Raw genomic sequence first — 24343 nt, 5'->3', positions numbered from 1 at the left:
ATCCCTTCTGTGTACTTTGATTTAATGCAGCACAAGTCAAGGTAGCCACAGCTGCTCCATCAGCCAAAGCTTTAATCTGTGAAGTAAAGGTATAACCCGTCAGATCAATTGCACGGCGAACATCATCGGGTGGATATTGCAAAGTTTCATCCATATCAACTAGCTGAAGATTTAAGTTGAAAGTGTCACCACGCTTAAAAACAAAATTGCTCATAAGTGATTCCTATAGACATAAAAAAACCACCGATGAGGTGGTAGTGAAAGATTGGTTTGTTATGTGCTTTAGTTAACTAAAAAACTTATTGATACATTGTATTGAATGAAGTCAGCATCTTTACCCGCATAAATAGATTGGCCATTCAAACATTCTAAATGTTCGATTGAGAAATATTCAAAATGAGCAAGTAATGCATCACTCAATTTTGTGATTTCGATTATTCCTGAATTGGGACGTGCAAAGCATTGAATCATGATATTACCGGTACGGCGAGTACATGGCTTATCTGCAATGCCAGAAGTAAAACTGGGACCACCTGCAATCGTTAAGCGGCACCAAACACCATCTTTAGGTACATTAAAGCCTGGTAAATTTGGATACTGGATTCTGTCTTGCGTAATACCGGTAAAAGCTTGCATACGATCGATAATAGCTTGCCTTGTCTGCTCTAAAGTCATTGCCATTTTAGCCGCCATACTTCTGAGAAATAAAGGTAAAGGTGGTGTTGTAAATTCCTTGTGGTGCTTGATCAGACCACCCATTTTCTAAGCGCTCTGCATAAGGCTGGTTGTTCTGGATATAAACTAAATTGCCCAATTTAATCTTTACAGCTTGAATAGCTGCATCCTGAATAGCATTTGTTTCAGGTCCACGGACACTATAATCACCAGATTCAATTGAAACGATATGCGAAGCACGATAAGCGCCAGTATCAACAGGACTTGAAACCACTAAAGACTGAACAGCATCCATTGTAATTTTCTTTACCTTTTCCTCTGCTGTTTTAGCCACATCAAAACTAAATTCAGTTGGCTTTTTCCCCTTCCATCCCATCATTCACCTCGCTTTCTTCATACATTTTAAAAAGGTCTTGAGCGATCGCTTGAATTGAATATGCTTCAAACTCAACACTTGGCTCGCGCTCACCCATTAGCTTTTTAATCTTTTGCCAGACATGAACAGCTTTATGTAAAAGCAATCCATACACTTCAATTAAATTTCTTTCTGAGGTATCGCCCAACTGAACAACTGCATACGCGCCGTCAGAATAAAAATCAACTTGTGCAGCAGCACCTTCAGTAGACAAGAACTTATCAACGTTATTCATGTCCTCGAATAACAGATCCATGTGAAGCTGACTTCTAGCAAGAGTGTATTGAACATGTTGAAATGGTGAGATATGCCATAAAGGTACGTAATCTGTGCTTATCATTTAAACTCCTAAATTGCCCCCATTAAAAAAACCCACCGAAGTGGGTTTTTATTTAATCTTAAATTCTCGCAAGGAATTATTTATTGTAGAAAGCGTTTCTACAAATCCAGTAAATCTTTCAAAAGACTTTTTGAAATAGAGATTCTCTTTGTCCGCATAAAACGTTTTAACTTCATCACTCTCAAAAATTGTCGTATTATTCTTAAGTTTTTCGTGAGCAATAATAGCAATATTCATTAAATTTAAATAATTTAACATCTCATACATTAAATCATTAATCTGATTAATAAAGTCATTTGTTTTAGGTTCACCATCAAACGTAATACCTAATTGAGTATTTTGTTCAATTAAGCGCTTTCTCAGATCAAAAATTATTTTTTGAGTATCTTCAACATTTATGTTTTTAATATCCTTTCTAACTTCTGCATCTAAAATATCTATTTCAAAATTAATATCGAGTAAATTTTTTACAATTTTTTCAGCTGCGGTCTCCATTTTGATAGCTAAATGTTGTACCCGCCAATCACTAAATAACAAAATAGCTATGATGGGAGCTATAGCTGTAGCTGAGAAGCTCATTCCATCTTTCACCATATTTTCTAGTGTTGTGTGCGTGATTGATCTAAAGGCTAAGTTAACTAATATATAAGTTACTAGCAAAATTATGAAAAATATTAAGGTAGTCGCAATTTTTTCAGCATTATTTCCTTTTAGTAACATAATATCCCCCTAGTTTAGAAGGATATTAGAACAAGTATTTAAACCTTCCTCAACTGACATTTCCAAATAGTAGATGCTGGATCCTGTTGAATATGAATTACCCGGAATGAGCCTAAGCTTGTTAACCATTCATCATCAATTTTTGGAGTCATAGTTACTTCATTTTGAAGCACGGTCGCCTTTTTATCCGTGGCCAATACTCCAAGCGTTTGTATTTCATATTGACTGTATGAGCCAAAAAGAACACCACGGCCAGAATAGTTTTCTTTAACTTCAACATACGTTTCAGTCTTAGGATCCCAATTTGTTTTTGAGATCCGCTCACATGTAAAGGTATGAACGGCATCCGCTAAATCATCATTAAATGCTTCAGCAATATCTGCCTGAATTTCGTCACGTAAACTCATTAGATTTTCCTGACAAAAAATACAGCTTTTCGTTTGCTGTAAGGCTTAATCAAATCAAGAATGAATTGCTCAATCGCACTAAGTTTTACTGATCCGTCCTGATATTCCTTTTCAGTTTCAACCGTATCAGCTTTGACTTTCTTACGTTTTAGTGCCTGTTCTTGCCCTTGATATAGATCACCTTTCATAATGCCCTTGATGATTTGATAGGAGGCCGTTTTTAAAGGTTCAGGTACTTGGGTAGCATCTTCATAAAGCTTAACGTTACGTGCTAATAGATAAGCTTCAGCCATCTGAAGGTATTGAGCCTTATCACTGGCAGATAAAGCATCAAAGCCTTCAACATGTTCTATCGCTTCTTGTTCAGTGATAAAGCTCATGAATTATTCCTTTGGAATTAATGCTAAAAGTTCATCTTTTTTAGCACCTGCTTCAAATGCAATGCCTTTTTCAGTCAAGACCGCACGCAACTCATCAACTTTTAAACCAGCATAGTTAATTGGTTGTGGTTGAGTATCACTTGGTTTTTGGTCATCTTCAGGTGTTTGACCACCTTCACCTGATTCAAGTTCAGCAATACGTGCTTTCATTGCTTCAGGATCATTTTGGAAAGCAATGAATTCACCTTTCAAAGTTGCCAGTTGTTCTTCAAGCTCAGCAATTTTTGTTTCTGTCATTTGTTGTCTTTCCCGTGCACGGTTAAATGATGAAAGTCCCATATGTGGATCTCCAAAAAGATAAGGCGGTGTTACCCGCCTTTTTGTTATTTGATCTTGTGCTTGAATGCCACAATACGGATCTGTTTAGGATCGTAGACACGTTCCCAGTTATCAGACGTAGCAAGACCGGCATTATTAGGTGCGATACCCGTTGCACCTGCCCATTTAATGCCACGAGGATGCAATACAAAGTGACGACGGTTAATAAGAATATCTGTACCTGCTAGACTGTCGCGATCAGTCTCTACACCAACTGGTGCGCCAATATCTTGGAAACCAATCGCACCTTGGCCAAACAAGAATGAGGTAAAGACATCACCTTCAACGGGCATACCATCATCAACAATCACACGACGGTCCATAAAGGTTTTGTAGAGAACCACACCATCAGCATCTCGAACAGTTTCGATTAAGCCTTGCTTAGCTAAAGCCGCCATGGTTGCCGAGTGCATTGCAATAGCCGTTAATTTATCTACGGCATCACCCAACTTATAAGAAGCATCAACAAAAGATACGCCATCAATTACAGCTGCAGCTCCAGTTCCAGCCGAAATATCATGGGTATTACCTGCCATGCTTGCAGACCCAAATACACCTTTAAGTGTATTTACGGTAAACCCCTGAAATTCACGCGACCAGTAATCTGCGACCAGATCACCAACCGCACCAAGTGGATCGTCACCAGATAATGCTTTAGCCAAATCATTAGCGCCCCATGCTTTACCACGTGCATGAAGAATCGCAATGTCCTTGCCTGAAGTGATGTTATTTACAGATAAAGGTTTTGAATCTGAAAGTACTTCAGACTCACCGCTTAAATCATTCCAGAAAGGAATATTTACTGTGGTACCGCCTTCTGTACCAAAAGCAACTTTTTCATCAAGCTCCCCAACAATGCCTGACTGCCATAAAGCAGACTTCTCGGCAGTCTTATTTAATACGTACGGAGTAAATAACTCAGGTACGATTACATCAGCAATTTTTGTCTCAGCCATTAGGCTTTACTCCTTAAAGTTTAATACCGTGTTTTGCCGCTAGCTCTTTAGCTAGTTGCGGGTTTTCATTTCGTAATTGCGCCAATTTGGTCATATTTACCGAGCCATCTGCTTTGAGAATGTCTGGCTGACCTTTTGAATTGTTGCTACCAGGTGCGCCCATGCCATTAGGCTTAGGCCAGTAATACGGTTTTTGCTCGCGTAGAGATTCAACCCATTCTTTTGGAGTCATAGGCGTCTGACCGTCTTTACCAATCACCACTTCGCCATTTTCATCAACTGCCACAGCTTTACCGTTTTCATCTAATGCAAATTTTGACTGAGCTAAAAAGGCGATATCAGGAGTCGCTTCTGGCAATGCTTCAAGTTCAATAGCAGCCTGTACAATTTGGCTCTGAATCACTGATTGCTTGAACTTTTGTGCATAAGCTTCGGCTTTATCAGCACGTTCTTTTTCAGCCTTCAGTAACTTTTCATGTTCTTCACGCATCTTCTCGGTACGCTTCTGAATCACTTCGTTAACCTTGCCGTCTGCGATTAATTTAGCCTCTTCATCTTGGTCAAGTTGAGCAAAGACTTTCTTAACAATTTCAGGATCAATACCCTCAAATTGTTTTTGAAGTTCCTGAAGTTGTCGATTTGCAGTTCTTGCAGCCTCACGCTCGCTTTGAAGTGCAGATTTCAAACCTTTTGGATCTTCATAGCCTTCTAAATCAAGGCGAAACTTCCCGTTTTCCTCGACATATAAAGCTCGGTGTTCTTCTTTGATTGCATCAAGTGAATCAACAATAAATGGCAATGACATGTTCAAACCTCTCGTTTGATTGGGGTAAAGCCTTATCTCAAGGCATTAAAAAAGCGCCCCTAAGGACGCTAGATTTCGATTAAAAACTTAGAAATTTGTTGCAAATAAACGGTAGCCTTCTAGCTCCCAAAGTTTATTTTCGGCTGACTTTTCTGCATTTCCACGAGCCATACGCTCACCAATTTCAGCATCAAAGTTTTCAGCATTCACACATGCACTAAAACCCGTTGCTAGAAAAAACTTTTCATCTAAAAATGCATGTACAAAAGTAGATGTCGTGCCTCCGGGACGTTGCTCAACCGTATATGTAACACGCTCCATCAATGCATCAATTTGCGCTTTAGTTACTCGGGGTGCCACAGACTTTTCAGCTAACTCTTGCTCTGTTACTTCTTTGATCATTTTCTTCTCACAAAAAAAGCACCCGAAGGTGCTAAGGTTAAAAATTAAGTTCTAATTGATGAGTGCGATTGCTTTTAATCTTGCAAAAGTAAAACCATAAATTGCCATGGCTCTTGAAATCTTAATTTGAAGAAAAGGCACCAGAATTAATTTTGTGCTCAAAATATATTGAGCATCTGACATATTGATTTGCTTTTCAGACATTTGCAGTACCTTTAGCTACGTTTCCTTTGCACCCCAAACCCTTTGTCTAGGTTCGTCACCAACCAAGCGGATTCCTTGAGGACCGCCTACATCAAATGTTGCTGTGATAGTCGCTGGACCCTCAAAAACACTACAATTCATTTTTACAGCGGTTAATCCAGCTAATGGAATACCTGTTTCCTCGTCACAAAGAGCAAGATGAGAAGATTTATCTGAAACTCTTTTAAGTACCAAATGTCTAACTTTTGATTCACTCATAAGCCAAACTCCATAAATGACAAAAGCGCCATTTGGGCGCTTATATAGGTGAAAATTGTGTCTTAAGTGAGTTTAGAATTACCTGTAATCGGCAATAATTACTCACATTTAAACCCTGTTCCAACAAGGTCTTTTTTCAAATTTGAAACGAGAGTTTGTTGTTCCTGCTGTTGTCCACTAAGATAATTTTTATCTAGAGTCTCTGCACCATCAATAGATTTATAAAGCTCTTTAGATTCCTCTAAATTGTCTTTTAAAAACGTGGTGAGGTTTAGTTTCGCCTGGGCAGCTCTACATAAATTATTTTTAGCTTCTAAACCTTGAGTAGCCTGTTTTACTTGACCAGTTGCAGGATCAAAAGAATATGCATTTGCCATTGCTGACTCCAAAGCTTCAGACAATCGATCATATTCTTTAAGATATTTTTGACTTGGTTCAGCTAAACAAGTGATGGAAATTAGGGTTAGACATACAAAAGCTATTGTTTTCATATTGTATAAATTCTGATGTTTTAAAAAATATAACATAAGAAAAATTACAGACCCAACTTTTTAAAAGCTTTTTCATCCAACTTTCTCAAATCATCTAAGCTATAGAAACGGCCTTCAGGATCAAAGAACTTATCAAAATCAAATTTCCCATCTTTATAGAGCTTAAAGCGCTTTGGCCCTAGCCACTCCCTTTGAAAGAAATCATCTGTTTTCTTAAAGAACTCTTTGAATGTGGTGTTTGCATCTAACTGTCCTATTAACTGGCTTCGCTCTTCTTTGGGGATGTCTTTAACTCTACGTTCGTCCATTACAAATGGCCGTTCACCGATAAGTTGACCATCTTTTTTAACTGGTACTAGTTCGCTGCGACAATTAGGATGCAACGGCGGTACACGTTTTGCCGGATCATCAATCCTCCAGACAGTACCGTCTAAATGAGCACAAAGCTTAGATGTTCTTCCATCCAATACACTAATAAAACGAACATACTCAAAACCTAACTGTTTGAAAGTATCTAAATACGTTTGATTAGCAACATGACTACGAACTGTTCTTACGGTACGTTCAATATCCGTCTTAGAGCTACTTAAAAGCCCATCCTCATAATTAAGGCGCTTGGTGCCGCGAATACGCTGAACTATTTCCTGATTTGTTTTACCTGAGTTAATGCCATCCCGAATTGCATACTCAACCTTTTGGCGGGCATTTTCAGCAATTCTTGATAGCAGATCATCAACAAGAGCCCCACCTACCAATGGTATTTTTTTAGCTGCTGCATATAGCTTTCCACCATTTGGTTTTTTGATCTTGCCGCCATATAGCTTCGCCATGTAATTGGCTTCATAAACAGCCAAGGCAGTAGCAGAAACAGCGAAAGCTTCAGGTAATGCAGTGTTTATTGCAGTAAACCACTGAGCAATCAGATCACGAACTTCCTTCAGATTTGACGTTGTGTACTGTCCACTTGCTAGAGCCATCTTTTCAGAATCATTTAATTCATCAAGCAAATCCCGAAGCTTTGCCAACATTAATATTGACTCATCATTAAAGATTTTTAGTAGCTCATTAACAGATTGAGAAGACACCCGATATAAGTACGCCTGATGTTGGGTAAGTACTTCAATCAATGATTTATCTTCTTTTGAAGCCATACGTCACCTCTACAACGGCATACTGTCCCGTTCACCTTCAACCCGCTTCACTTCTTCCTGATAGTCGTGAGCTGGTAATTTACCTGTCATCAGGTATTCCCAATATGTGCGGAAAGAGTTTTTCCCTGAAATAGCACCCTCATAAAGCTGTTTTGCAAGATTAATATCCGTGACCTGCACAATAAACTCAGGTTCAACTGTAAATGAATATTTTGTCGAATCCAGCTTTAACCACTGCGCTGCATATTTAATGGCTTGTTCAATTGCTGCAGCTGCACACATCACGATACTGTGAAGACTTGCTTGCTGATCGTCTTGCCGTGCACGGCGCGCTTCACCTGATTCCTGTGTATTGGTATCAACTACTTTAGCCCCAGCTTCTAATGCTGAATTTTTTTGCGCATCCATTTCCTTTTTAGTGAGTTCAATGCCGTTACCTGAAATTTCTAAATAACCACATTGTGAATTTGGAGGAAGACTCCAGACAGCCATAACACCAGTAACGCTAATATCTTCATCACCCTCAAGTCCATTAATCCAAGGCTGCGGATGAGCTGTATGGTGAAGTGACTGGTAATAATCTGCACTAAGTTGGTAATACTTCAGAGCAGCCTTGGCCATTGTCAAAAGCGGTATGGTACCTACATCCGGAGAATTACTAGTGGCACCGCAGAAAACAAATGGTGTGAAAGAAAGTTGATTACCGCCGAGATCGGGAGTTTTATCCTCCACATTTGAACCATCGAACAATCGGACCGCTAATGCTCCATCATCCATAGATAGAACGCGGTGAACCGTTTTAGTTTCGTGCCCGAATTCATCTTCACTATTATCAAATTGCTCCTCGAGCACTAACAGTTTTAGATCTTTACGACCACCGATACTGTTTTCCTTCCAGTTGATAATAGATAACGCATCATATAAGGCGAAATATGGCACTCCGTTAGCATCAACATCGACAAGCAGCCCACAGCGCCCAAACTCTAGCAACTCTGAACAAATGCGAATAAAGAGCTGTTTAAGCCCAAAACCGTCATTTGTTGCATTCTCTATCAATCCTTTAAGTAGAGAACTTTCAATCACAATATTCGGCTCAAGCTTTGAAACTAACCCGATCATTGTGCGTAATGCGTCCTGAACCCATAGCGGATACTGAGCTCGACTTAGATAGGCCTTATAAATCTCTCCAGTCGTATCACCTTGCTTTTCAGCCTCAATCATTCCGGCCGATTTAGCTAGGTACTTTGTTTGTGCCTGTTTGATCTGCTCTTCACCAGCAACGGCGTCACGCATAATCAACCAGCTTTTTTGTGCAGCAATATACTGCGGATGTTTATCAGTAACTGCCATAAAAACACCAATAAAAAAGCACCTGAAAAGGTGCGTTGTTTAACGGGAAAAACCAGCGATTGTGCGCCGTTTAAATACTTTCTGAATGATGATCGGGAATCTCTTGGCTATTGGATATCCACCAGCATCGCCAACGTGGTCCAAACCAGCGCTTTTATCTGGCATTCCAAAATCATCATAGACTTGCTGTTCTAAAGTAGCCGTAAAGTTAGGGCACTTATTTGTGTTCACTTTTAAGTGTCGTTCACCCTCAGCATTTAGGATTTGTGCATTAACAGCAGTAATACGATCTTTAATTCCGGGATTCACACCATTCACTTCAACTTTGAATCCATTTTTCTTTAAGATTGCATGATCTGATTCACTGAAGTTCTTTGAAGATGTTGCCTGACCTGAAGCATCTGGAATCACGGTAATATCGTGATCTGGAAAGCGCTCATTAATCAATTGACACATCGTCGGTGTATCTCTCACGCCAACCAGTTCATCTAAAGCTCTTGGCTTCCCTTCTCGAATGACATAAACCACAGCAGCCATTTTAAGCACGTTAAAATCCATACCAATGAGTAAAGGCTCACCTTTCTTAATTTCTTCATCCGTGTGGTTTAGAACTCGATCAAAGTCGGGGTAAACAGCACCGCTGGTTAAATTGACAAACTGCCCTCTTAAATAAGCTGAAATTAATTGCGGCGGATAAGACTCATAAAGTGATGATATGTAGTCATCTGGAAGATTAGCTTCATTGTCATAAGTTGAAGCTTGAATCATTCCATATAGCTTACGCTTAGCCTCTGATTTATTTGCCTCTTTAACAAATTGCTCGTATGTAAACTTAAAACCTTCAGGTGTAGTGGCCACATCAATACCGTTGAGCAAACCAGCTTGCTTATAACGCATACGTGCGATGATCTTACGCCAAGCCTGTTGAGCTTTGACCTTGGCCATAACATCAAGTTCATCAATCAAGGCGTGGCCAATTTTAAAACCTACAATTGTTGCTGGTTTCTCCATAGACCGGCAAATGATTGTCGTTCGATATTGCCGACCATAATAGATATCCACCTCTTTATTGGTTTCATAAACCTTAGTTTTAAGCCCCCAATCGAAAGCAACCTCTTCAATAGTTGGAAAGAAAATGTCGCGAATCTGCGGGTAAGTTGGAGCAAAATAACCCAAAGGTACTTTAGGGAATTCCCAAGCTTTGTTGCATAAACTGGAGCATCCAACCCAAGTCTTTCCCGATCCAAAGCCAGCGACAAATGCGCGGAACTTCTTTTCCATCTGCAAAAAATTAGCCTGAGGTACATTCAGTGTCGGATTGATGTTCGGCATCTTTTTTACTCGCATCCACAACTTGAATAGTTACCTTGACTGGTGTTGGATCTTCATCACCTTCACCCTCTCTTAACTTTTCAATCTCAAGTTGCTTTAACTCAAGATTTAATAACATCAGGTCATAACCCTGCATTTCTTCCCGAACCTGTTTAATAACCCCTTGCTTCATAAGCCTGTTGTTCTTCCAGTCTTCATAAATCTTCTGAAGTTCTTTAAGCCGATAGGCTTTATTAGCTAAAGGGATGTCATAAACATTCTTTTTAAAGTCCTCTCGGGTTTTATGAAAAAGGTCTTTATATTTCTTACTTAAATTCTTTCCTGCCGCTTTTGTCGGGTCATAAAGTTGTACCTGTTTTCGATCAATCTCAATGTTAAATTCTTGCTTGACAGCATTAGCTACCTGTTGAGGGGTATCCATGCAGGCAAGCGCTTGAACAATAAATATTTTTACCTGTTCTTTAAGTGCAGCCATACCCCCACCTTTGTCTAGCTACGTCTAGCAAAGAAGGCAAAAAAAAAGAGCCATTCGGCTCAGTTGATTACGCAGTTTCCGCAGCATTTTGAAATATCAAGATTCGAAACAAACGGCGGATTTTTTGCGACTTCAATAAGTCGCTTAACATTCTTACTTGGTCCCCACCGTTTAACCACGCCAACAAATTCTTCTACATCATGACCAGCTAAGTAATGCTTAGGCAGCCCCGTACTATCGCTATAAATGATTTCGCCGTCTTCGTCCTTCATCACACCAATGTGATAAAGCTCATGTTCAAGCAAGTAACAGAACTCTGTATCGTTTGCACGCTCACAGAAAGATGCATCGACCGTTATTAAATATGTAGGTACAAAACCAAACCAGTCTCGCATCTGTTGCTCTTGTCGAGCTTTACGCCAGCCACCGACATTGAACATGACTTTTTCGCACTGGCCCAACACCATAGCTTGCTTGCTTTTATATGCAGAAGAGGCCCACGCGAATGCTAAAAATTCTTCATTATCGTGAAGCAGTTCACCTATGTGATCATGATCGGGGTTATAAAGAGGTCCACCAATAGTTAAGTAATTAGCAACAACCCATTTTTTTAGATCTGGTGCTGGTGTTAGTCTAATTGCTTCTTCTTCATCTGCTTGATCAATAAAATCAGTCGGTGGAAATGGTCTTATTTGCTCCATCTTCAATTCTCGCTAATTCACTTTTTATCCAGTTGATGACATATCCCGACAAAATAGAATCTGGATGAAAGCGCTCTATTTTATAACCCATCTCTTCAGCTTGATCATATCGATCAAGACTCCATGCTTTATTTGCCAGCTTTCCACCACGTCCACCAGACCAGGGCCCACCCTCAATTTCAATGAGCAAACGCAATTTCACAATATGAAAATCAAAGCGCCAGTGTTTGGTATGGATCGGTTGAAACTTACTTTCAAAACCAATCGCCAAATCCTCAAGTTCTTCCTTAAGTGTTGCCTCAGCCTCGAGATATTTTTGCTTCGCTTTAGGTAGCGGTCTGGATTTAGGCTTGGTTTTAGGTTCTTTTTCCGAGTAAGCCAAAAGTATTCTGTAGAATCCATTATTCTCACCCATAAAAAAACCGCCCTAAGGCGGTGGCTAAACTCACAGGCAATATAGTATTACTTCTTAAAAGTTGCCTTATAAAGCTTTGAATTAAAGTAATCCGTAATTTCTTTACCTTCGTTTTGAATTTTTTCCTCATTTAAGGGTAAAAAATCTAATTCAGATTTGAAGCTCATATACTCTGGAATAAATTTCTTTATAGGCGGAGGTGGTTTAGGTCCACCTTCTGTAATTTTTTCGATAAATCCAGCTAACCATAAAATATACTCACCTTCTGAATTATGAGGAGGAATCAAACTCACATCTATTTTTACTTTACATTCATCTAATTGTTTACTAAACAATTCAACAAAATCAATAAAATTATATTTTAATTTAAATTCTGTTCCCTTAATTTCTCTGCGTATACATGTCATAAGTAAGTTCATATTTTCAATACAGTCATGTGAAAACAATTCCTCATCTTTAATTTTGTTATAAATATTTTCCGCAAACATGAGATACTGTGTCATTTCAGCAGCTCCTCATTTTTATAAAGTATTTTTCTTAAGGTAGTCCTATTATAACAATGTTGCAACAAGAAATTTTCCATTTTTAGTTTAAGAAAATTTTAAAAATTATAAAAACGATTATATTCAATAAATTAGTACAAATAAAAGCTATGGAAGTTTGATCTTTCTATTGAGCTTTAAAATGGATTATTGTGTTTAAATCATCAATTTAAAAAGCTTGCCTAGTAGGCAAGCTCCCCCTTTTTTTGATATTTGCGCTGATCAATAAGGTTTAGTGTTACTTAAAGCAACACACTGATAATACTGAAATATTTAAAAATAAAAAAGCCCACTTCCTATTTTTATTCAGAAATGGGCTTAGCGAAAAAAAACGCTTAGACCTGAAATAGGAAATATCTATTCGGAAATATCTCCAACTTCATATTGGCATAATATTTAAGCACTAGCAATAGGGATTGAATTAAAAATATCAAATATTCATATTTAAATAGATAAAGATTTCTTTTTTAAATAGTTTTATTTTTAGCCTACATAATTTTTTTACTTATCAAGAGTTATAAAGAATATGTGCCCATCAATAGGTAATACTTAATAAGGTCTTATGTGTAGTAACCATTAGGCTCTAGAGACTAAGAACTCAAACTGACTAAAAATAAAAAATAATTAATTTTCAATATTAATGATCATATACTGCAAAGTTATGTATATTCCAACTTCTCCATTGTTGAGTGCCTCATATAAGTCTTCATCAACGAAATCTCCAGATTCATCATATAGCCATTTATGAATTTGAATAATTTGTATATTCCCTTTTTTGTCTATTCTTGCTATTGGGTCTATTACGGACCGAACTATCACCTTCTTCTTCGTCTCAACATCAAGCAATGTGATAATTGTCATTTTAAAATCCTTATAAATATCCTGTATAACAACTACGCTCAATCAATAAAGATTTTTATATTTAAATTACTCCAATAGCAATCTTTTCAATCTAAAAAATAAATAAAAAACACTTTAATAGTATGTGCCTATTAGAAAAGATACCTTAAATATTCTACTAGCAATAAAAAACCGCTTTAAGGGCTGTTCATCTAAAATTCACAGGTACTTAATGAAGTTTTTTTTTCTGTCTTTGCATCTTTCTGGGCTCACAAATTTTTCCAATAAAGTTAGTTAACCACAAAATACTTTCTTCACGATCTTCAAAATGAGGTATAAGACTTAAATCTACTTTTATCTTGCGATCAGCTAAAGGCAAACTTAAACAATGTTCAAAGTCTATTGAGCTGTACTTCAATTTGAGTCTTTTTTCTGCAGCTTGATTCTTTATCTCAGCCATAATGCGATTTAGATTAACGATCAAATTATTTGAAATTTTATTATTTTCATATACCCGTTCGTAAACTGTCTCAGCTACATCAATGTAATTTATTAGCTCTACATTCTTATTCACGACATTTGTACTCCGTTTTTTATAATTATCCGTCTAAAATAATGTTTATTTGATTTACTAAATCCTTCGCCTAGGTAAAGATTGTTTAAATTCTGTCACCCTGATTTTAAGTAAATATTTGAATTTATTATGCAATTACTGAGTTTTATAATATTTATATACATCTTTGTTCTTAACGCCCCTTTTTTCTATCACTTGCCCATTGAGTTCACCATCAACGCAAATAAACATTGTACTAATCCATAAAATTATGGAGATCAGCTTAACACAAAAAGAAAAAGCCCCCACTAATCAATAGTGAGGCTTTGCCGTATTTCCCGGCTAGCACATTTAAAAATCGATAGCTAAAAAAAAGCCAACTTGTTAGAGTCAGCTTAATTCAATCGTTTGAGAATCATGCTTGCATAGTTATTGTCCGTTGCAATCTTCTATCATTTTTATTTTTATAAATATAATTTAAACCAGCCATGTGACATTTTGATTAAATTTCACTCAACACTTTTTTTTTGTTAAATAAGTCACATTTAATCTTATTAATGCACTAACCATTACAACCAATAAACACAATGTGTATCAATTACTTCTGCTTGATTTTGTAAATTACAGTATCCTTAGTTTACCTAACTGCCAAAATCAATAACACAATGGAACACCAAACACTTTTAGACGAATTAAATTCGCAGATTGAATATTACTCAAAAAGAACTGACTGCCCACCAACTAGAATTCGTATTGGGTATAAAACCTATTACAAATTAATGCAGAATCCTAAATTTGCCGATGAAGTATCAAACTCCGCTTTAGATCCAAACAAACGCAAATACAAAAAATTAAAAATAAAAGTTACTAAGGATGACAATCAACTTGAACTTGAATGATTTCTCATAAAACAGCCTACTCTTTCAAGTAGGCTTTCCCCTTATGACTTTTGCGCTGATCATTAAGGTTTATTGTTGTTTAAAGCAACACTCAGATCTTACAGAAATACTTAACAATAAAATAGCCCGCCAATAATCGATATTTAGCAGAGCTTCTTAAAGCTTATACAGTTTATCGTGGAAGATATCTTTTTGAACCTGTGCTATTAAGGCAGTAATGTCCACCTCTAGGCCCAACACAATAAGTTCCAGATGTGCAGTAACAAGAGTTATTAGTCGTTTTACTATAACTTCTTGGAGTCCGTGTAGTAGTAGAACTTCTAGTTCTAGTATTATTATAGCCTTTTGATTCTCTTTGAGGAGTTGAGTAAACAGGCTGCCTGTTATCAAAACTCCCTTTTGAATATCTATAGGTGACTGGTGGAGTATAACAACCAGCAAAACTGCACAAATATTTAGTATCAATCCATTGTTGTCTATCCATATTTGGATTTAATAACGCCCATTCATCTTGGTACCAGAATACATAAACTTCACTTCCCCCTTTCAATTTAAAGATTTCTTTGCCATTTGGCATATCCTTGACTGGAGCGGTATCAACACTAATCCAATTTTTAACTGGATTAAACCTTTCAACTTTTTGCTGCGAAAAGTCTATGGACGGTATAGATACACATCCACTAATACCCAAAGTAATAACTAACCCTATTAAATAATTTTTCATTTTATTAACTTCTTAGAAAGAATAATTTTAATGCGAAGTAAACAATAAGCTACCTAATAAAAGCAACATATACTTTCATCTAATTTAAATACATAAAGAAAAATTAAAAAACCCGCTTCTAAAAAGAAACGGGTCAAAAAACAAAAAACTTTCAGCGCAGTATTTGTGACATATCATACAAGTTAGAAGATGTATTTACAATATACTTTAAGCTTAATTTTTTGATGCTCTCAAAATATCCAAAACTCGCTTTGACATTTCATGCAAGTTGGACCCTATTGGTAGCCAAAAATGATAATTAATGTTGTCACGGTTAAAAACTTGCTTGTAGTACTCAGTTTTGAATGATGGATCAATGTCAGAAGCCTTAAGTAATCTGCCTTCTTTTTCGATCACTTGCCCATCTAATTCACCACCAACACAGATATTCATTTTTACCAGCCTGGACTATATAGCAAAAAATAAAAAAAATCCGTACCTTGGGGAAAGTACGGACTAAGCTTTTCAACTGAAAAACACTATAATGGAAATAGACATCATATAGTAAGTTTAATATACGATAAATTTCATGTTTTCTCAAATCCTAATTAAAAGCCCACGATTAAGTGAGCTTTTAAAACAAATTGGTGCAACGCTTATAACTTCGTCCACTATATCAAAAATATGCCATAAAGCGTCTAGACAGTCAACAAGTCTAAATTATGCTTTTCTACTAATTGAGAAGCTTTTAAACGTTCAACGATTTTAATCATTAGATCATTGGCAGTTATAACGTCGATTCCTTCAAATGCTTTTAGTGTTAATTGCAATTTATTATTAATTACATTTGTAATTATTGATATTTTACCAAAATAATCAGGGTAGTATTTCAAAGTTTCATTAACTTTCTCCCGACTAACGCCTTCATATAGTTTTACAGTGTATGTTTTCATTTGAACCTCCATTTTGTCTTAATCTTTTATCATGACCTAATAAATAAAATCTAGCGCAACTCACCATAATTGCGACCTGAGCTTTAGATTGGTTTGTTTCTTGAGCAACCTTCAACAATCCTTTATTTTCAACCTTATTTTTAATTAAACAAATTAATGCAAACTTAGTTGTAAAATCTGTTTTATCAGAATTTAATAGACTTCGTAAAAGTGCTTGAATTTGATCCGCCTCATAATCACTGATCTCACATCGAATATAAGATTTACTTTTTTGTACTTCTTTGCCAGCTTCACGCATCAACCAGTAAATTTGATTGATATGAAGCCCATCTGGCAAATCACCCCCTTTCATTCTAACTGTTTCACACCATGCGCCAAACTGCTCTAACCAACCGTCAATAGTATATTTAGACCAATCCATTTGTTGTGTTTTTAAAACTGCACTCATTTTTCACCTACCAATTGCTCAATTTGTTTAATCGCCACGCCTGCTTTCACTTGCTCTGTGCTGAACCGTAAAACTGTAAAACCCATCATTGCTGCGGAGTTGTATTTCTCCATATCCCCTATATAGCCTTTGCCCCTTGTATGACGGCCTCCACTCCAGATCCCGCCTTCCACCTCAATCAAAATCTTTGTACCCGTTATTAAAAAATCTGCTCTCCATTTACGTTCAGGATGGAATTTATATTCCTGTTCAAAACTGATCTTGCATGCTTTTAAATGTGTTGCTAATACCGTCTCGCCTTCACTCGGCTGTCTTGTACCTTGCTTTGCTGAACGCCGCTTTTTATTTTTCTTTATCGGAAATAACTTGCGGTATTCAGCAATGCTGACTGATGACATCAAGCACCACCTTTCAGCAAATTTTTCAACTGATTAGCAAAGCAGTTATAAACTCGTGCTTTATCTTGATCGCCAAAAAGGCTTGAAGCATGAGCATCGTGTTTATACTTTTGAACTAGGTTTTCAATTGAACTTCTTAGCTCAACTAAATTCGCTTGTTGTTCTTTTTGAATCTCCCAAGCCCACTTTCCAGATTTACCCTCAAACTCAATCATGGCTGGCTCCTTTTCCTCTGGCAACTTAGTCATAACACCATCTGGAAATTTAAAATCTCCATGCCACTTCCCGTTTTCCCAAATAGACCAAATCCCACATTCATCACTGTTGTAGTAATATCCAGCCTGCCAATGTGTCGCACCTTTAGGGCGGTGTTTTAATATTTGTTCAAACATTACCGCCTCCGTATATTGATTCGTGGTCGCGGATGGCTTGCTCTAATGCAGGTCTTTCAAATAATGTCGCGTACTTGCTGCCATTTTTATTGATGCGGCTTAGAATCTCTTTAGCTTCTTTAATACCGCCATCAAACGCATTAATTTGATCAATCGATTCCAGCAGGCGCTTGAGTTCGGAAATGTCTACAAAATACTTTTCTCGATCAGCCTTGCTAATCTCTACACTTTGACCACATTGGAACTCGAAACCTTCATTCCATTCAGTTGCGTTAGAAGGTGCTGAATCTACGATTTCCTTCGCGTATTGCAGTCCTTTATCTCTAATCAATTTAGATGCTTTCATGCATTCGCCCCTTCAATTAACTGCAGAATATTTCTTGGAATAGGCATACCTTCACGGCGGCACATCTCTGCGTATTCGTGCGGATTATCGAAAGGATCTGGACCTAATTCTTTTGCAAGTTCAGGCTCTTTTTCCTTAGCCTTAAGCTTTTGTACTGGTGCAGGTTTACGACCATTGATTTTTAAACGTTCCATCAATGATTGGAGATGCTTTTGCGCTTCTTCATTGCTCACAGGAACGTGTTTAGGTTCTTTGTGTTCTAGTTGTAGCGGTGGAGCGTAAAACTCTTGCTGACGACCTTTCAATTGAGCTTTAGCCACCATCACGTTGTAGGTTCCGAAGAAATTATCTTGAGCTGCTCGCATTTGGCCGGCTTCGATCAAATACATCACTTCGTCTAATGCATATTTTGTAATTTGTGTAATAACCACGGTACGGTCAGTCGTAAACTTACATGCACGTGACCAAGCTTCCTCTGAAGACATCCAACTTTCACCAATACACCAGGTGCGAAACTCAGCAAATGACGGCATAAAACGTCCACCTGCTGTAAGTAAACGAGCAAGTGCGTTGTTAAATTGGTTTTGTTGAACGCCAACCAGTGTTTTAAGTGCGATTTGCTCAACCACTGACAGAGGAATTGCACTTTCTCCTGTTGCTGGAAATTGCTTATTGAACTGAGCAGCGTAAACAGTGCGAAGAGAAGCGATTAATTGACGCACTTCGTTCAAGGTAATCTCATGCATGACCTACCTCCTCAATCATTGGAAACTTTTTTGCTGGGGTTACATCCACGATTTGAGATTCGCTCTGTTCTTCAAAAAGATTAGCGAAGTAACCCGACTCTTGTGGTTTTTGACCGGTTGAAGTGATTTGCTCTTGTTTCTTGCGGTTTGCAGCAACTTGTTTCTCGTTGTTTTGAACCCAAGAGAACCACTTAACCAACCAGATGCTTGGTGTATTCAACGAACTTGATTCGTTTGCAAAGTACCAGTCACCGAAATTTTGAATCATGGTTCTCAAGTCGATTTCAGGTACAGAAACAAATCTTTGTTGAGCAAGTGAGATGAAATCGTATTGAAACTCGCTGTATTCAGAAATGAATTCACGCATTGAGTAACGCTTGTGATCATCGATCTGATACTGAGCAAATTGGATTGGTGTAAATTGCGAATTTTCTTCACGCGCATTACTACTACTATCTATATATTGGTTATCGGTTAACGGTTTATGGTTAAGGTTTTTTTGGCTTTCACTTTCAGAACCCAAAATTAACCAACTGGGTTTTTGTGGGTTTTCAGAATTAACCGAGTCGCCTTCACTTTGGTTTTCTTTTGGTTTTTCCTTACGTGGACGCCCACCTTTCTTACCATTTTCACGATTTTTATCCCCTACTTTTTGATAAGCGGCGATTTCTGAATCACAACGTTTGTTGTGAAACCCGTCTTCCTCTTCCACAAAAAACTCTTGCAGCACAATTAATACTGCATCCCTTTCTTCTTGGGTATTTGCACGTAACCGACGAAAAACCGACTGGGTTTCTTTGGGTAATGGTTTTTCATTCAAATAATAAAAATCGAGAGCACGGCGATAAAAGCACTCTTCAACTGGGCTAAGGTGCGCTGTAGCAACCATAAAGTCGCTGATATGGTGGAGATATTTATACATCAGTGACTGCTCCTAATTTTACAAGACCGCGCATTTCCAACTGACGAATAATTCTTGGAGGAATAAATTCGTTGTTGATTTTGTAGCGAATACGAGACTTTTCTTTCACCTGAATTAGTTTGTGCCCATCCTCCATGAGACGGCGAACTGCTATAGCCTGCCCCCCCATATGGGTTAATTCTTCAAGTTGATAAAATCTTTCCTGAGCCTCAATTGCGGCATTCATAACTGAAAGTGGCATAGCTGCTAATTCTTTAGCCGAATAGATCTTTACTGGTTGTTCCAGTGGAATTACCACCTCTAGCGGTGTGGTGGAAACGGAAATATCCTGTTTTCTTTTTGCTGCATATCTCACTTTTCACCATCCTTTGGCTTAACATAGCCTCCAAAAGAATCAACCAAACACGCCTTGGTTAAGCTGGTTACAATCTGCTGTGCTAACCACTGCGTTATGCGAAATTGACGAGCCATAGCCTCTGAAAATTCAACTTTGGTTACCGCCGCATTATTTTCGTCATACCCTTTGTTGCGTAAATTTTGCTTTTTCACCTCAAATAGGTGGCCAAGTACTCGCAATGCAGGCTCATAGAAAGATTGGATTTCACTTTGCTGGCGAGAATCTTTGATTTGGTGTGTAAAGCTGTTCATGACACCTCCGCTAATGCTTGCTCAGCGCTTGTTAGTCGGCGTTTGGCATTAAGTTCAGCAACTGTTGCTGTACGGATTTCTTTTGATGAAACCAGAATCAAATGTTTCTCTGATTTGATGGTCCATAAACTAGTCAAAGTTTTGTTTTTAACTTCAAACAAATCATTTGATTTGAAAGTACGGCACTCTTTAGTAAGCACTACAACGTCACCTATTAAAAAATCTGGTGAGTTGAGTTCGATTGGTTGTTCTGATAAATTGTTTGTGTTCATTTGATCCACCTCAATTGAATGCCTAACCACTCCTGTTCGCGCAGGTAGTGGTTTTTTATTTGAATAAAATCCGCATGTATTCAGGTGAAGTGAATGCATGTGCTAAATAAACTCGCGTTGCTTCTGCAATTTCAGGTGAGCAATACACATCACTCTCTTGCACAACCTTCAAACCAATGGCTGTCAACAAAAAGCTAATAAACTCAATCTCAGTCCAACCATTTGATTTCTTTTCTGTTTTCATCCGTGAAAGGATGCTCGCATCGACATTTATCATCTCTGCTACTTGTCTTTGGTTGCTAGCGTTAAGTGCTTGCAATATGAGCGATTCGTTATTGCTAGCGCTTGCAGGCAATTCATTTGATACTTTGCTCATGGGTAAGGTCCTAAGCGGTTAATGTTTCGAATTCTGAAAGTGATGGACAAAGCTCATAAGCTTTAAAACGACCTTTAGTTACACGCTCAGCGCGTAATGCAATCTTTTCGGACATTTGGTTTTTTCCTTTAAGCCAAGCATTTACAGAGGGTTGTTTTATAAGTAGGACTTGAGCTGTCTTTGTTTGGCCACCTAAGAACTCAACTAATTTTTCATAGATTGCGATGAGATTTTGGCTCATAACTATCAAACTCCTATTTTGATAGTTAATTTATAGTTATACCTATCATATGTCAATAGGTATGCCTTTTTGAAGTTTTATAGTTGAGCCTATAAAATCCAATTCCAAACAAATTAAGGTTTTTGTTATGTCTGATTTGGCAACTCGACTCAAAGAAGCTCGTACTAAAGCTGGTAAAAGTCAGTATGAAGTAGCTGAAGCAGTTGGTATTAAACAACCCACATATCAAGCCTTAGAAAGTGGTAAGAGCTTGAAGTCTGCTTTCCTTCCACTGATTGCAAAATACTTAGGTGTAGATGCGTATTGGCTAACTACTGGAAAAACTGAAGATGGTTTTTCCGAAGATGATTTTGTAAAACCTAAAGTGGTTCATAAAGGAATAGACAATTACATTTGGATTGACGTAGTGGAAGCTAATTTTTCATGTGGACCAGGTGAATCTATTGAATTTCATTTTGATGCAATCAATGGAGCAATCCCTTTTCCACCATCATTTTTTAAAGAAAAACGTGTCTCTGAGGATTGCATGCGTATCATCAAAGCTAAAGGTGATAGCATGATGGATTACATCAAAGATGGTGACTTAGTTGGTATTGATATTTCTCAAACTGAAGTTATTGACGGTGAAATATATGCTGTTTACTTCGCTGGTGAAGGAATGTTGAAGCAAATTTTTAAAGAGGCTGATGGGTCTCTAATTCTTCATAGTCTCAATGAAAAGTTTAGAGATCGAAAAGTTACTGATGAGAATGGAAAAAATTTTAAGGTAATGGGTCGTCAATTTTGGCGAGCTGGTTAATAAATTCACCTATAGAAACAATTTTATACATTTGCCCACCTATAAGGTGGGCTTTTTATTTATAGGTTTACCTATCAATTTAGAAATTTACACCTATCATTTTATAGTTATACCTATTGACACTAATAATAGATAAAACTATATTTGTCTCGTAGACAACAAAAAAGCACACCGACCGCTAAATCTGATGTGCTTTTGCAAACTGCGAGATCAATTATGAACGTAAAAGCTACCCCTTTCAACTCCTTTGCATTTGTCAGCATGGCTGCTCTTGCAATCTCTGGTGGTTCTTTAGTTGCTTGCCAATTGCAACCAGCTTTCCAAACAAAAGAAGCACCTACTCTTTTCACCCCTAAAACTCAATCAAGTACTTACGGTGTTTTAACCGCAAAAATCACAGGTAAACATTCTGGCGTTGCTGTAATTAAATTAGATAGCTTCCGTTTAAACGTTAGCTTTGATTTTGAAGTTCATCCAGACAGCTACGGCGTTCCGGGTTCTGAATTCACCGCTGTCGATATTACCCAACTCACTGTGAATGAAATCACTGACATTAACGGTAAGTCATATAACGATTTCACCGAATTTGAAGACATCCGCAACATCAATGACCTTCTAAAAGGCTTCATCGAACGTAACAAGTTGGTGGAGGTTTAATGATGTCTAATTTCAAAAAACATCCTGACGGCTACAAGTCATTTTTAGGCCGTGATGATAAGGGTCTCTACTCTGTCCGCATTGGCTGGCAAGTGTACGCATCTAATGCTAATGGCTCAGTTCTTTACAAAGTTAAAGACGGATTTAAGACGCCTTTAAATGTGTTCAGGTTCCAAACTTCTTATCCAAAAGTTTGGAATGAACTCACCCAAGAAATCGATTTTCAGCGCAGAAAGCAGCTCGCTATAAAACTGCGTGAAACAAACATCCCTACCTATGACCGCAAAGCTTATAAAACTAAGCGCGGCTTCACTGGCTCAAGATGAGGATAAGAAAAATGGCGTTACCGATTATTACTGCTGACCAAACTTTATTGGTTCAAGCAATTATTGTGTACCTATACGCTGATCCGGGTTTAGGTAAATCATCGATGGGCTTTACTGCGGAAAAAGCAATTTCTTTTGACTTTGACCGTGGTGCTCACCGTACTGGTGAATTACGTCGTGGTGCGGTTGTACAGGTTCAACAATGGAGTGATGTTGCAAACCTTACTCCGCAGGACTTAGCACCATATAAAACCGTAGTCATTGATACCGTGGGTGCAATGCTTGAATGCATTAAAACCCATCTATTGCTAACTGCTAATAACCGTCAAAAAGATGGCTCTTTAAAGTTAAAGGCTCAAGGTTTAGCGAACCAAACGTTCAAGCAATACATCAATACTTTGATCAGTTTAGGTAAAGATGTTGTTTTCATTGCACACGCATCAGAAGATCAAAACGGTGATCAAATTATTTACCGCCCAGATCTAGGTGGTAAAAACCGTAACGAGCTTTACCGTATCGCAGATGTCATGGGTTATCTAACAACTGTTACTACTGGTGAAGGTAAAAATGCCCGCGTTATTAATTTCAAACCTTCGCCTACACATCATGCGAAAAACTCAGGTGCTTTAGGCGGTGAAACCGGTGAAGTATGGGTACCTGATCTTAAAGCACACCCTACTTTCTTGGCTGACCTGATTACTCAAGCTAAAGATCACATTAACACCTTAACGCCTGCACAACTTGCAGCAGCTAAAGCCCAAGAAGAGCTAGAAAACTGGAAACAAAGCTGTGAGGAAGCAGAGCATGCAGGTGACCTTAATCAATTAACTGAGTCGCTTGATAAAGAACATATGTATTACCAGAACATGCGCCAAGCAATGTTAATGAGGGCTAAAGCATTGAATTGCACGTTTGATAAGCAACGTGGCACTTGGATTAGTCCACCTGAATTTAACGGTATCTCAGATCAACAAAGAGATGAACTTCAAAACTTCATAGCTGAACGCGGCCTAGACGTGAAAACAGTTTGTGAACACTTCGGCATAGATGCCCTTATCCAAATTGAAGCAGCAAATCTGCCAGCAGTTAAACAAGACATTGAAACATTAGCTAAAACGGGGATGACAGCATGAATAATCTAATCACTGCAGCTGAAGCATTTGCAGCTCTTCAAAAAGGTAAAACTGTTCTTTGTCGTCCTATTGGAGACATGTTGGACTTTTCTGACTTAGATCAATTCCCCGCTTCTGTTTTTGGTAAACCGGGTTTTGAATTCTGCATCAAAATCGAAACTATTGAGCTGGCTGGCATTACATTCACAAAGCCATTAACTATTGATGAGTATGAAGAGGGTCAGGAAGTTTATGTAATCAGTACATATTCACCTACGGTTTATGTTTTAGATTTCAAAACTAACGCATTAATTG

General features: G+C 37.9%; 40 protein-coding genes and 3 pseudogenes. 6 read left to right on the top strand and 37 right to left on the bottom strand.

The annotated features are described in order from the left end of the window. The 23 genes and pseudogenes from NQ782_RS19770 to NQ782_RS19660 all read right to left on the bottom strand — a co-directional run. A pseudogene (locus NQ782_RS19770) lies at positions 1–214 on the bottom strand (hypothetical protein); the annotation flags it as partial. Between the two features lie 68 nt (positions 215–282). Further along, positions 283–681 (bottom strand): phage tail terminator-like protein, encoded by a 399-nt coding sequence (locus NQ782_RS19765; protein WP_002047117.1) that lies wholly within the window; start codon positions 679–681, stop codon positions 283–285. Position 682: 1 nt separating this feature from the next. Next, a complete protein-coding gene (locus tag NQ782_RS19760) occupies positions 683–1051 on the bottom strand; it encodes a hypothetical protein (protein ID WP_032018985.1) in 369 nt (122 codons plus the stop codon). After that, positions 1023–1430 (bottom strand): hypothetical protein, encoded by a 408-nt coding sequence (locus NQ782_RS19755; protein WP_002069032.1) that lies wholly within the window; start codon positions 1428–1430, stop codon positions 1023–1025. The genes NQ782_RS19760 and NQ782_RS19755 overlap by 29 nt, the downstream gene beginning before the upstream one ends. Positions 1431–1478: 48 nt before the next feature. Then, positions 1479–2150, bottom strand: coding sequence for a hypothetical protein (locus NQ782_RS19750; protein ID WP_057069524.1), 672 nt, complete (start codon positions 2148–2150; stop codon positions 1479–1481). A gap of 38 nt (positions 2151–2188) precedes the next feature. Next, positions 2189–2557 (bottom strand): hypothetical protein, encoded by a 369-nt coding sequence (locus NQ782_RS19745; RefSeq protein ID WP_002069021.1) that lies wholly within the window; start codon positions 2555–2557, stop codon positions 2189–2191. After that, positions 2557–2937, bottom strand: a complete 381-nt coding sequence (locus tag NQ782_RS19740; RefSeq protein WP_002069017.1) for a hypothetical protein — start codon at positions 2935–2937, stop codon at positions 2557–2559. Before NQ782_RS19740 ends, NQ782_RS19745 begins: the two co-directional genes overlap by 1 nt. A gap of 3 nt (positions 2938–2940) precedes the next feature. Then, positions 2941–3276, bottom strand: coding sequence for a HeH/LEM domain-containing protein (locus NQ782_RS19735; RefSeq protein WP_002069030.1), 336 nt, complete (start codon positions 3274–3276; stop codon positions 2941–2943). 44 nt (positions 3277–3320) lie between these two features. Then, positions 3321–4271 carry a major capsid protein gene (locus NQ782_RS19730; RefSeq protein WP_002069028.1) on the bottom strand — a complete coding sequence of 317 codons (951 nt, stop codon included), beginning with the start codon at positions 4269–4271 and terminating at the stop codon, positions 3321–3323. A gap of 13 nt (positions 4272–4284) precedes the next feature. Beyond that, complete coding sequence (locus NQ782_RS19725) at positions 4285–5076, bottom strand: hypothetical protein (protein WP_000056395.1); 792 nt, start codon at positions 5074–5076, stop codon at positions 4285–4287. An 87-nt stretch (positions 5077–5163) separates the two neighbouring features. Continuing rightward, complete coding sequence (locus NQ782_RS19720) at positions 5164–5478, bottom strand: Gp49 family protein (RefSeq protein WP_002069024.1); 315 nt, start codon at positions 5476–5478, stop codon at positions 5164–5166. A gap of 51 nt (positions 5479–5529) precedes the next feature. After that, positions 5530–5682 carry a hypothetical protein gene (locus tag NQ782_RS19715; protein ID WP_002069037.1) on the bottom strand — a complete coding sequence of 51 codons (153 nt, stop codon included), beginning with the start codon at positions 5680–5682 and terminating at the stop codon, positions 5530–5532. A 15-nt stretch (positions 5683–5697) separates the two neighbouring features. Continuing rightward, the gene (locus NQ782_RS19710; protein WP_005135687.1) at positions 5698–5940 is read right to left on the bottom strand and encodes a hypothetical protein; all 243 of its coding nucleotides are present in this window, start codon (positions 5938–5940) and stop codon (positions 5698–5700) included. Positions 5941–6038: 98 nt separating this feature from the next. Further along, complete coding sequence (locus tag NQ782_RS19705; protein ID WP_005135688.1) at positions 6039–6467, bottom strand: hypothetical protein; 429 nt, start codon at positions 6465–6467, stop codon at positions 6039–6041. 8 nt (positions 6468–6475) lie between these two features. Next, positions 6476–7582: a minor capsid protein gene (locus NQ782_RS19700; protein ID WP_002070161.1), complete on the bottom strand. Its 1107-nt coding sequence runs from the start codon at positions 7580–7582 to the stop codon at positions 6476–6478. Positions 7583–7591: 9 nt separating this feature from the next. Then, positions 7592–8932, bottom strand: a complete 1341-nt coding sequence (locus tag NQ782_RS19695; protein ID WP_024436024.1) for a DUF4055 domain-containing protein — start codon at positions 8930–8932, stop codon at positions 7592–7594. 39 nt (positions 8933–8971) lie between these two features. Beyond that, positions 8972–10264: a terminase large subunit domain-containing protein gene (locus NQ782_RS19690; protein ID WP_002047119.1), complete on the bottom strand. Its 1293-nt coding sequence runs from the start codon at positions 10262–10264 to the stop codon at positions 8972–8974. Continuing rightward, positions 10224–10739, bottom strand: a complete 516-nt coding sequence (locus NQ782_RS19685; protein WP_000729387.1) for a DUF2280 domain-containing protein — start codon at positions 10737–10739, stop codon at positions 10224–10226. Before NQ782_RS19685 ends, NQ782_RS19690 begins: the two co-directional genes overlap by 41 nt. A 59-nt stretch (positions 10740–10798) precedes the next feature. Next, entirely contained in the window at positions 10799–11440 is a 642-nt protein-coding gene (locus NQ782_RS19680) for a putative metallopeptidase (RefSeq protein ID WP_002070171.1), read from the bottom strand. Continuing rightward, positions 11409–11842, bottom strand: a pseudogene (locus NQ782_RS19675) (hypothetical protein). The gene NQ782_RS19680 and the pseudogene NQ782_RS19675 overlap by 32 nt, the downstream one beginning before the upstream one ends. 60 nt (positions 11843–11902) lie before the next feature. After that, the gene (locus tag NQ782_RS19670; protein WP_000195750.1) at positions 11903–12358 is read right to left on the bottom strand and encodes a hypothetical protein; all 456 of its coding nucleotides are present in this window, start codon (positions 12356–12358) and stop codon (positions 11903–11905) included. A gap of 663 nt (positions 12359–13021) precedes the next feature. Beyond that, positions 13022–13258: a hypothetical protein gene (locus NQ782_RS19665; protein ID WP_000152659.1), complete on the bottom strand. Its 237-nt coding sequence runs from the start codon at positions 13256–13258 to the stop codon at positions 13022–13024. A gap of 208 nt (positions 13259–13466) precedes the next feature. Continuing rightward, complete coding sequence (locus NQ782_RS19660; RefSeq protein WP_001039309.1) at positions 13467–13811, bottom strand: hypothetical protein; 345 nt, start codon at positions 13809–13811, stop codon at positions 13467–13469. A 644-nt stretch (positions 13812–14455) separates the two neighbouring features. Here NQ782_RS19660 and NQ782_RS19655 point away from each other — a divergent pair. Further along, positions 14456–14689, top strand: coding sequence for a hypothetical protein (locus NQ782_RS19655; protein ID WP_000401164.1), 234 nt, complete (start codon positions 14456–14458; stop codon positions 14687–14689). 172 nt (positions 14690–14861) lie between these two features. Here the strand turns inward: NQ782_RS19655 and NQ782_RS19650 are convergent, their stop codons facing one another. The 14 genes from NQ782_RS19650 to NQ782_RS19585 all read right to left on the bottom strand — a co-directional run bounded on the left by NQ782_RS19650 (position 14862) and on the right by NQ782_RS19585 (position 21134). Continuing rightward, positions 14862–15413 (bottom strand): hypothetical protein, encoded by a 552-nt coding sequence (locus tag NQ782_RS19650; RefSeq protein ID WP_079276100.1) that lies wholly within the window; start codon positions 15411–15413, stop codon positions 14862–14864. 213 nt (positions 15414–15626) lie between these two features. Beyond that, positions 15627–15845 (bottom strand): hypothetical protein, encoded by a 219-nt coding sequence (locus tag NQ782_RS19645; RefSeq protein WP_001017713.1) that lies wholly within the window; start codon positions 15843–15845, stop codon positions 15627–15629. A 245-nt stretch (positions 15846–16090) separates the two neighbouring features. Continuing rightward, the gene (locus NQ782_RS19640) at positions 16091–16345 is read right to left on the bottom strand and encodes a hypothetical protein (RefSeq protein ID WP_000861102.1); all 255 of its coding nucleotides are present in this window, start codon (positions 16343–16345) and stop codon (positions 16091–16093) included. Continuing rightward, positions 16317–16793: a hypothetical protein gene (locus NQ782_RS19635; protein ID WP_001277128.1), complete on the bottom strand. Its 477-nt coding sequence runs from the start codon at positions 16791–16793 to the stop codon at positions 16317–16319. The genes NQ782_RS19640 and NQ782_RS19635 overlap by 29 nt, the downstream gene beginning before the upstream one ends. After that, positions 16790–17191 carry a DUF559 domain-containing protein gene (locus tag NQ782_RS19630; protein ID WP_016654280.1) on the bottom strand — a complete coding sequence of 134 codons (402 nt, stop codon included), beginning with the start codon at positions 17189–17191 and terminating at the stop codon, positions 16790–16792. The genes NQ782_RS19635 and NQ782_RS19630 overlap by 4 nt, the downstream gene beginning before the upstream one ends. After that, positions 17191–17583, bottom strand: a complete 393-nt coding sequence (locus NQ782_RS19625; RefSeq protein WP_002132558.1) for a hypothetical protein — start codon at positions 17581–17583, stop codon at positions 17191–17193. The genes NQ782_RS19630 and NQ782_RS19625 overlap by 1 nt, the downstream gene beginning before the upstream one ends. Continuing rightward, a complete protein-coding gene (locus tag NQ782_RS19620) occupies positions 17576–17929 on the bottom strand; it encodes a hypothetical protein (protein WP_002132492.1) in 354 nt (117 codons plus the stop codon). The genes NQ782_RS19625 and NQ782_RS19620 overlap by 8 nt, the downstream gene beginning before the upstream one ends. Then, a complete protein-coding gene (locus NQ782_RS19615; RefSeq protein WP_261485013.1) occupies positions 17926–18675 on the bottom strand; it encodes a hypothetical protein in 750 nt (249 codons plus the stop codon). The genes NQ782_RS19620 and NQ782_RS19615 overlap by 4 nt, the downstream gene beginning before the upstream one ends. Beyond that, positions 18668–19597: a YdaU family protein gene (locus NQ782_RS19610; protein WP_261485011.1), complete on the bottom strand. Its 930-nt coding sequence runs from the start codon at positions 19595–19597 to the stop codon at positions 18668–18670. Before NQ782_RS19610 ends, NQ782_RS19615 begins: the two co-directional genes overlap by 8 nt. Beyond that, a complete protein-coding gene (locus tag NQ782_RS19605) occupies positions 19590–19952 on the bottom strand; it encodes a hypothetical protein (protein WP_024434125.1) in 363 nt (120 codons plus the stop codon). Before NQ782_RS19605 ends, NQ782_RS19610 begins: the two co-directional genes overlap by 8 nt. Continuing rightward, positions 19949–20245: a hypothetical protein gene (locus NQ782_RS19600; RefSeq protein WP_001084132.1), complete on the bottom strand. Its 297-nt coding sequence runs from the start codon at positions 20243–20245 to the stop codon at positions 19949–19951. The genes NQ782_RS19605 and NQ782_RS19600 overlap by 4 nt, the downstream gene beginning before the upstream one ends. Further along, positions 20242–20517, bottom strand: coding sequence for a hypothetical protein (locus tag NQ782_RS19595; protein ID WP_024435837.1), 276 nt, complete (start codon positions 20515–20517; stop codon positions 20242–20244). The genes NQ782_RS19600 and NQ782_RS19595 overlap by 4 nt, the downstream gene beginning before the upstream one ends. 55 nt (positions 20518–20572) lie before the next feature. Beyond that, positions 20573–20893, bottom strand: coding sequence for a hypothetical protein (locus NQ782_RS19590; protein WP_000049332.1), 321 nt, complete (start codon positions 20891–20893; stop codon positions 20573–20575). Positions 20894–20903: 10 nt separating this feature from the next. Further along, positions 20904–21134: a YdaS family helix-turn-helix protein gene (locus NQ782_RS19585; protein ID WP_016653763.1), complete on the bottom strand. Its 231-nt coding sequence runs from the start codon at positions 21132–21134 to the stop codon at positions 20904–20906. Positions 21135–21261: 127 nt separating this feature from the next. On the opposite strand from NQ782_RS19585, the gene NQ782_RS19580 reads away from it, so the two are divergent. From NQ782_RS19580 to NQ782_RS19560, 5 genes and pseudogenes are all read left to right on the top strand, one after another. After that, positions 21262–21933, top strand: a complete 672-nt coding sequence (locus tag NQ782_RS19580) for a LexA family transcriptional regulator (protein WP_016653762.1) — start codon at positions 21262–21264, stop codon at positions 21931–21933. A gap of 216 nt (positions 21934–22149) precedes the next feature. After that, positions 22150–22590, top strand: coding sequence for a hypothetical protein (locus NQ782_RS19575; RefSeq protein WP_016653761.1), 441 nt, complete (start codon positions 22150–22152; stop codon positions 22588–22590). A gap of 2 nt (positions 22591–22592) precedes the next feature. Then, positions 22593–22916, top strand: a complete 324-nt coding sequence (locus NQ782_RS19570; RefSeq protein WP_000064464.1) for a hypothetical protein — start codon at positions 22593–22595, stop codon at positions 22914–22916. Between the two features lie 11 nt (positions 22917–22927). Then, positions 22928–24049 (top strand): ATP-binding protein, encoded by a 1122-nt coding sequence (locus NQ782_RS19565; protein ID WP_001207475.1) that lies wholly within the window; start codon positions 22928–22930, stop codon positions 24047–24049. Continuing rightward, positions 24046–24343: pseudogene (locus tag NQ782_RS19560) on the top strand (hypothetical protein); the annotation flags it as partial. The gene NQ782_RS19565 and the pseudogene NQ782_RS19560, both read left to right, overlap by 4 nt.

This window comes from Acinetobacter sp. BD54 (assembly GCF_044778325.1).
Taxonomy (GTDB): domain Bacteria; phylum Pseudomonadota; class Gammaproteobacteria; order Pseudomonadales; family Moraxellaceae; genus Acinetobacter; species Acinetobacter baumannii.
Note: the sequence above shows the minus strand (reverse complement) of the source record. Positions and strands in the feature narration are given on the sequence as shown.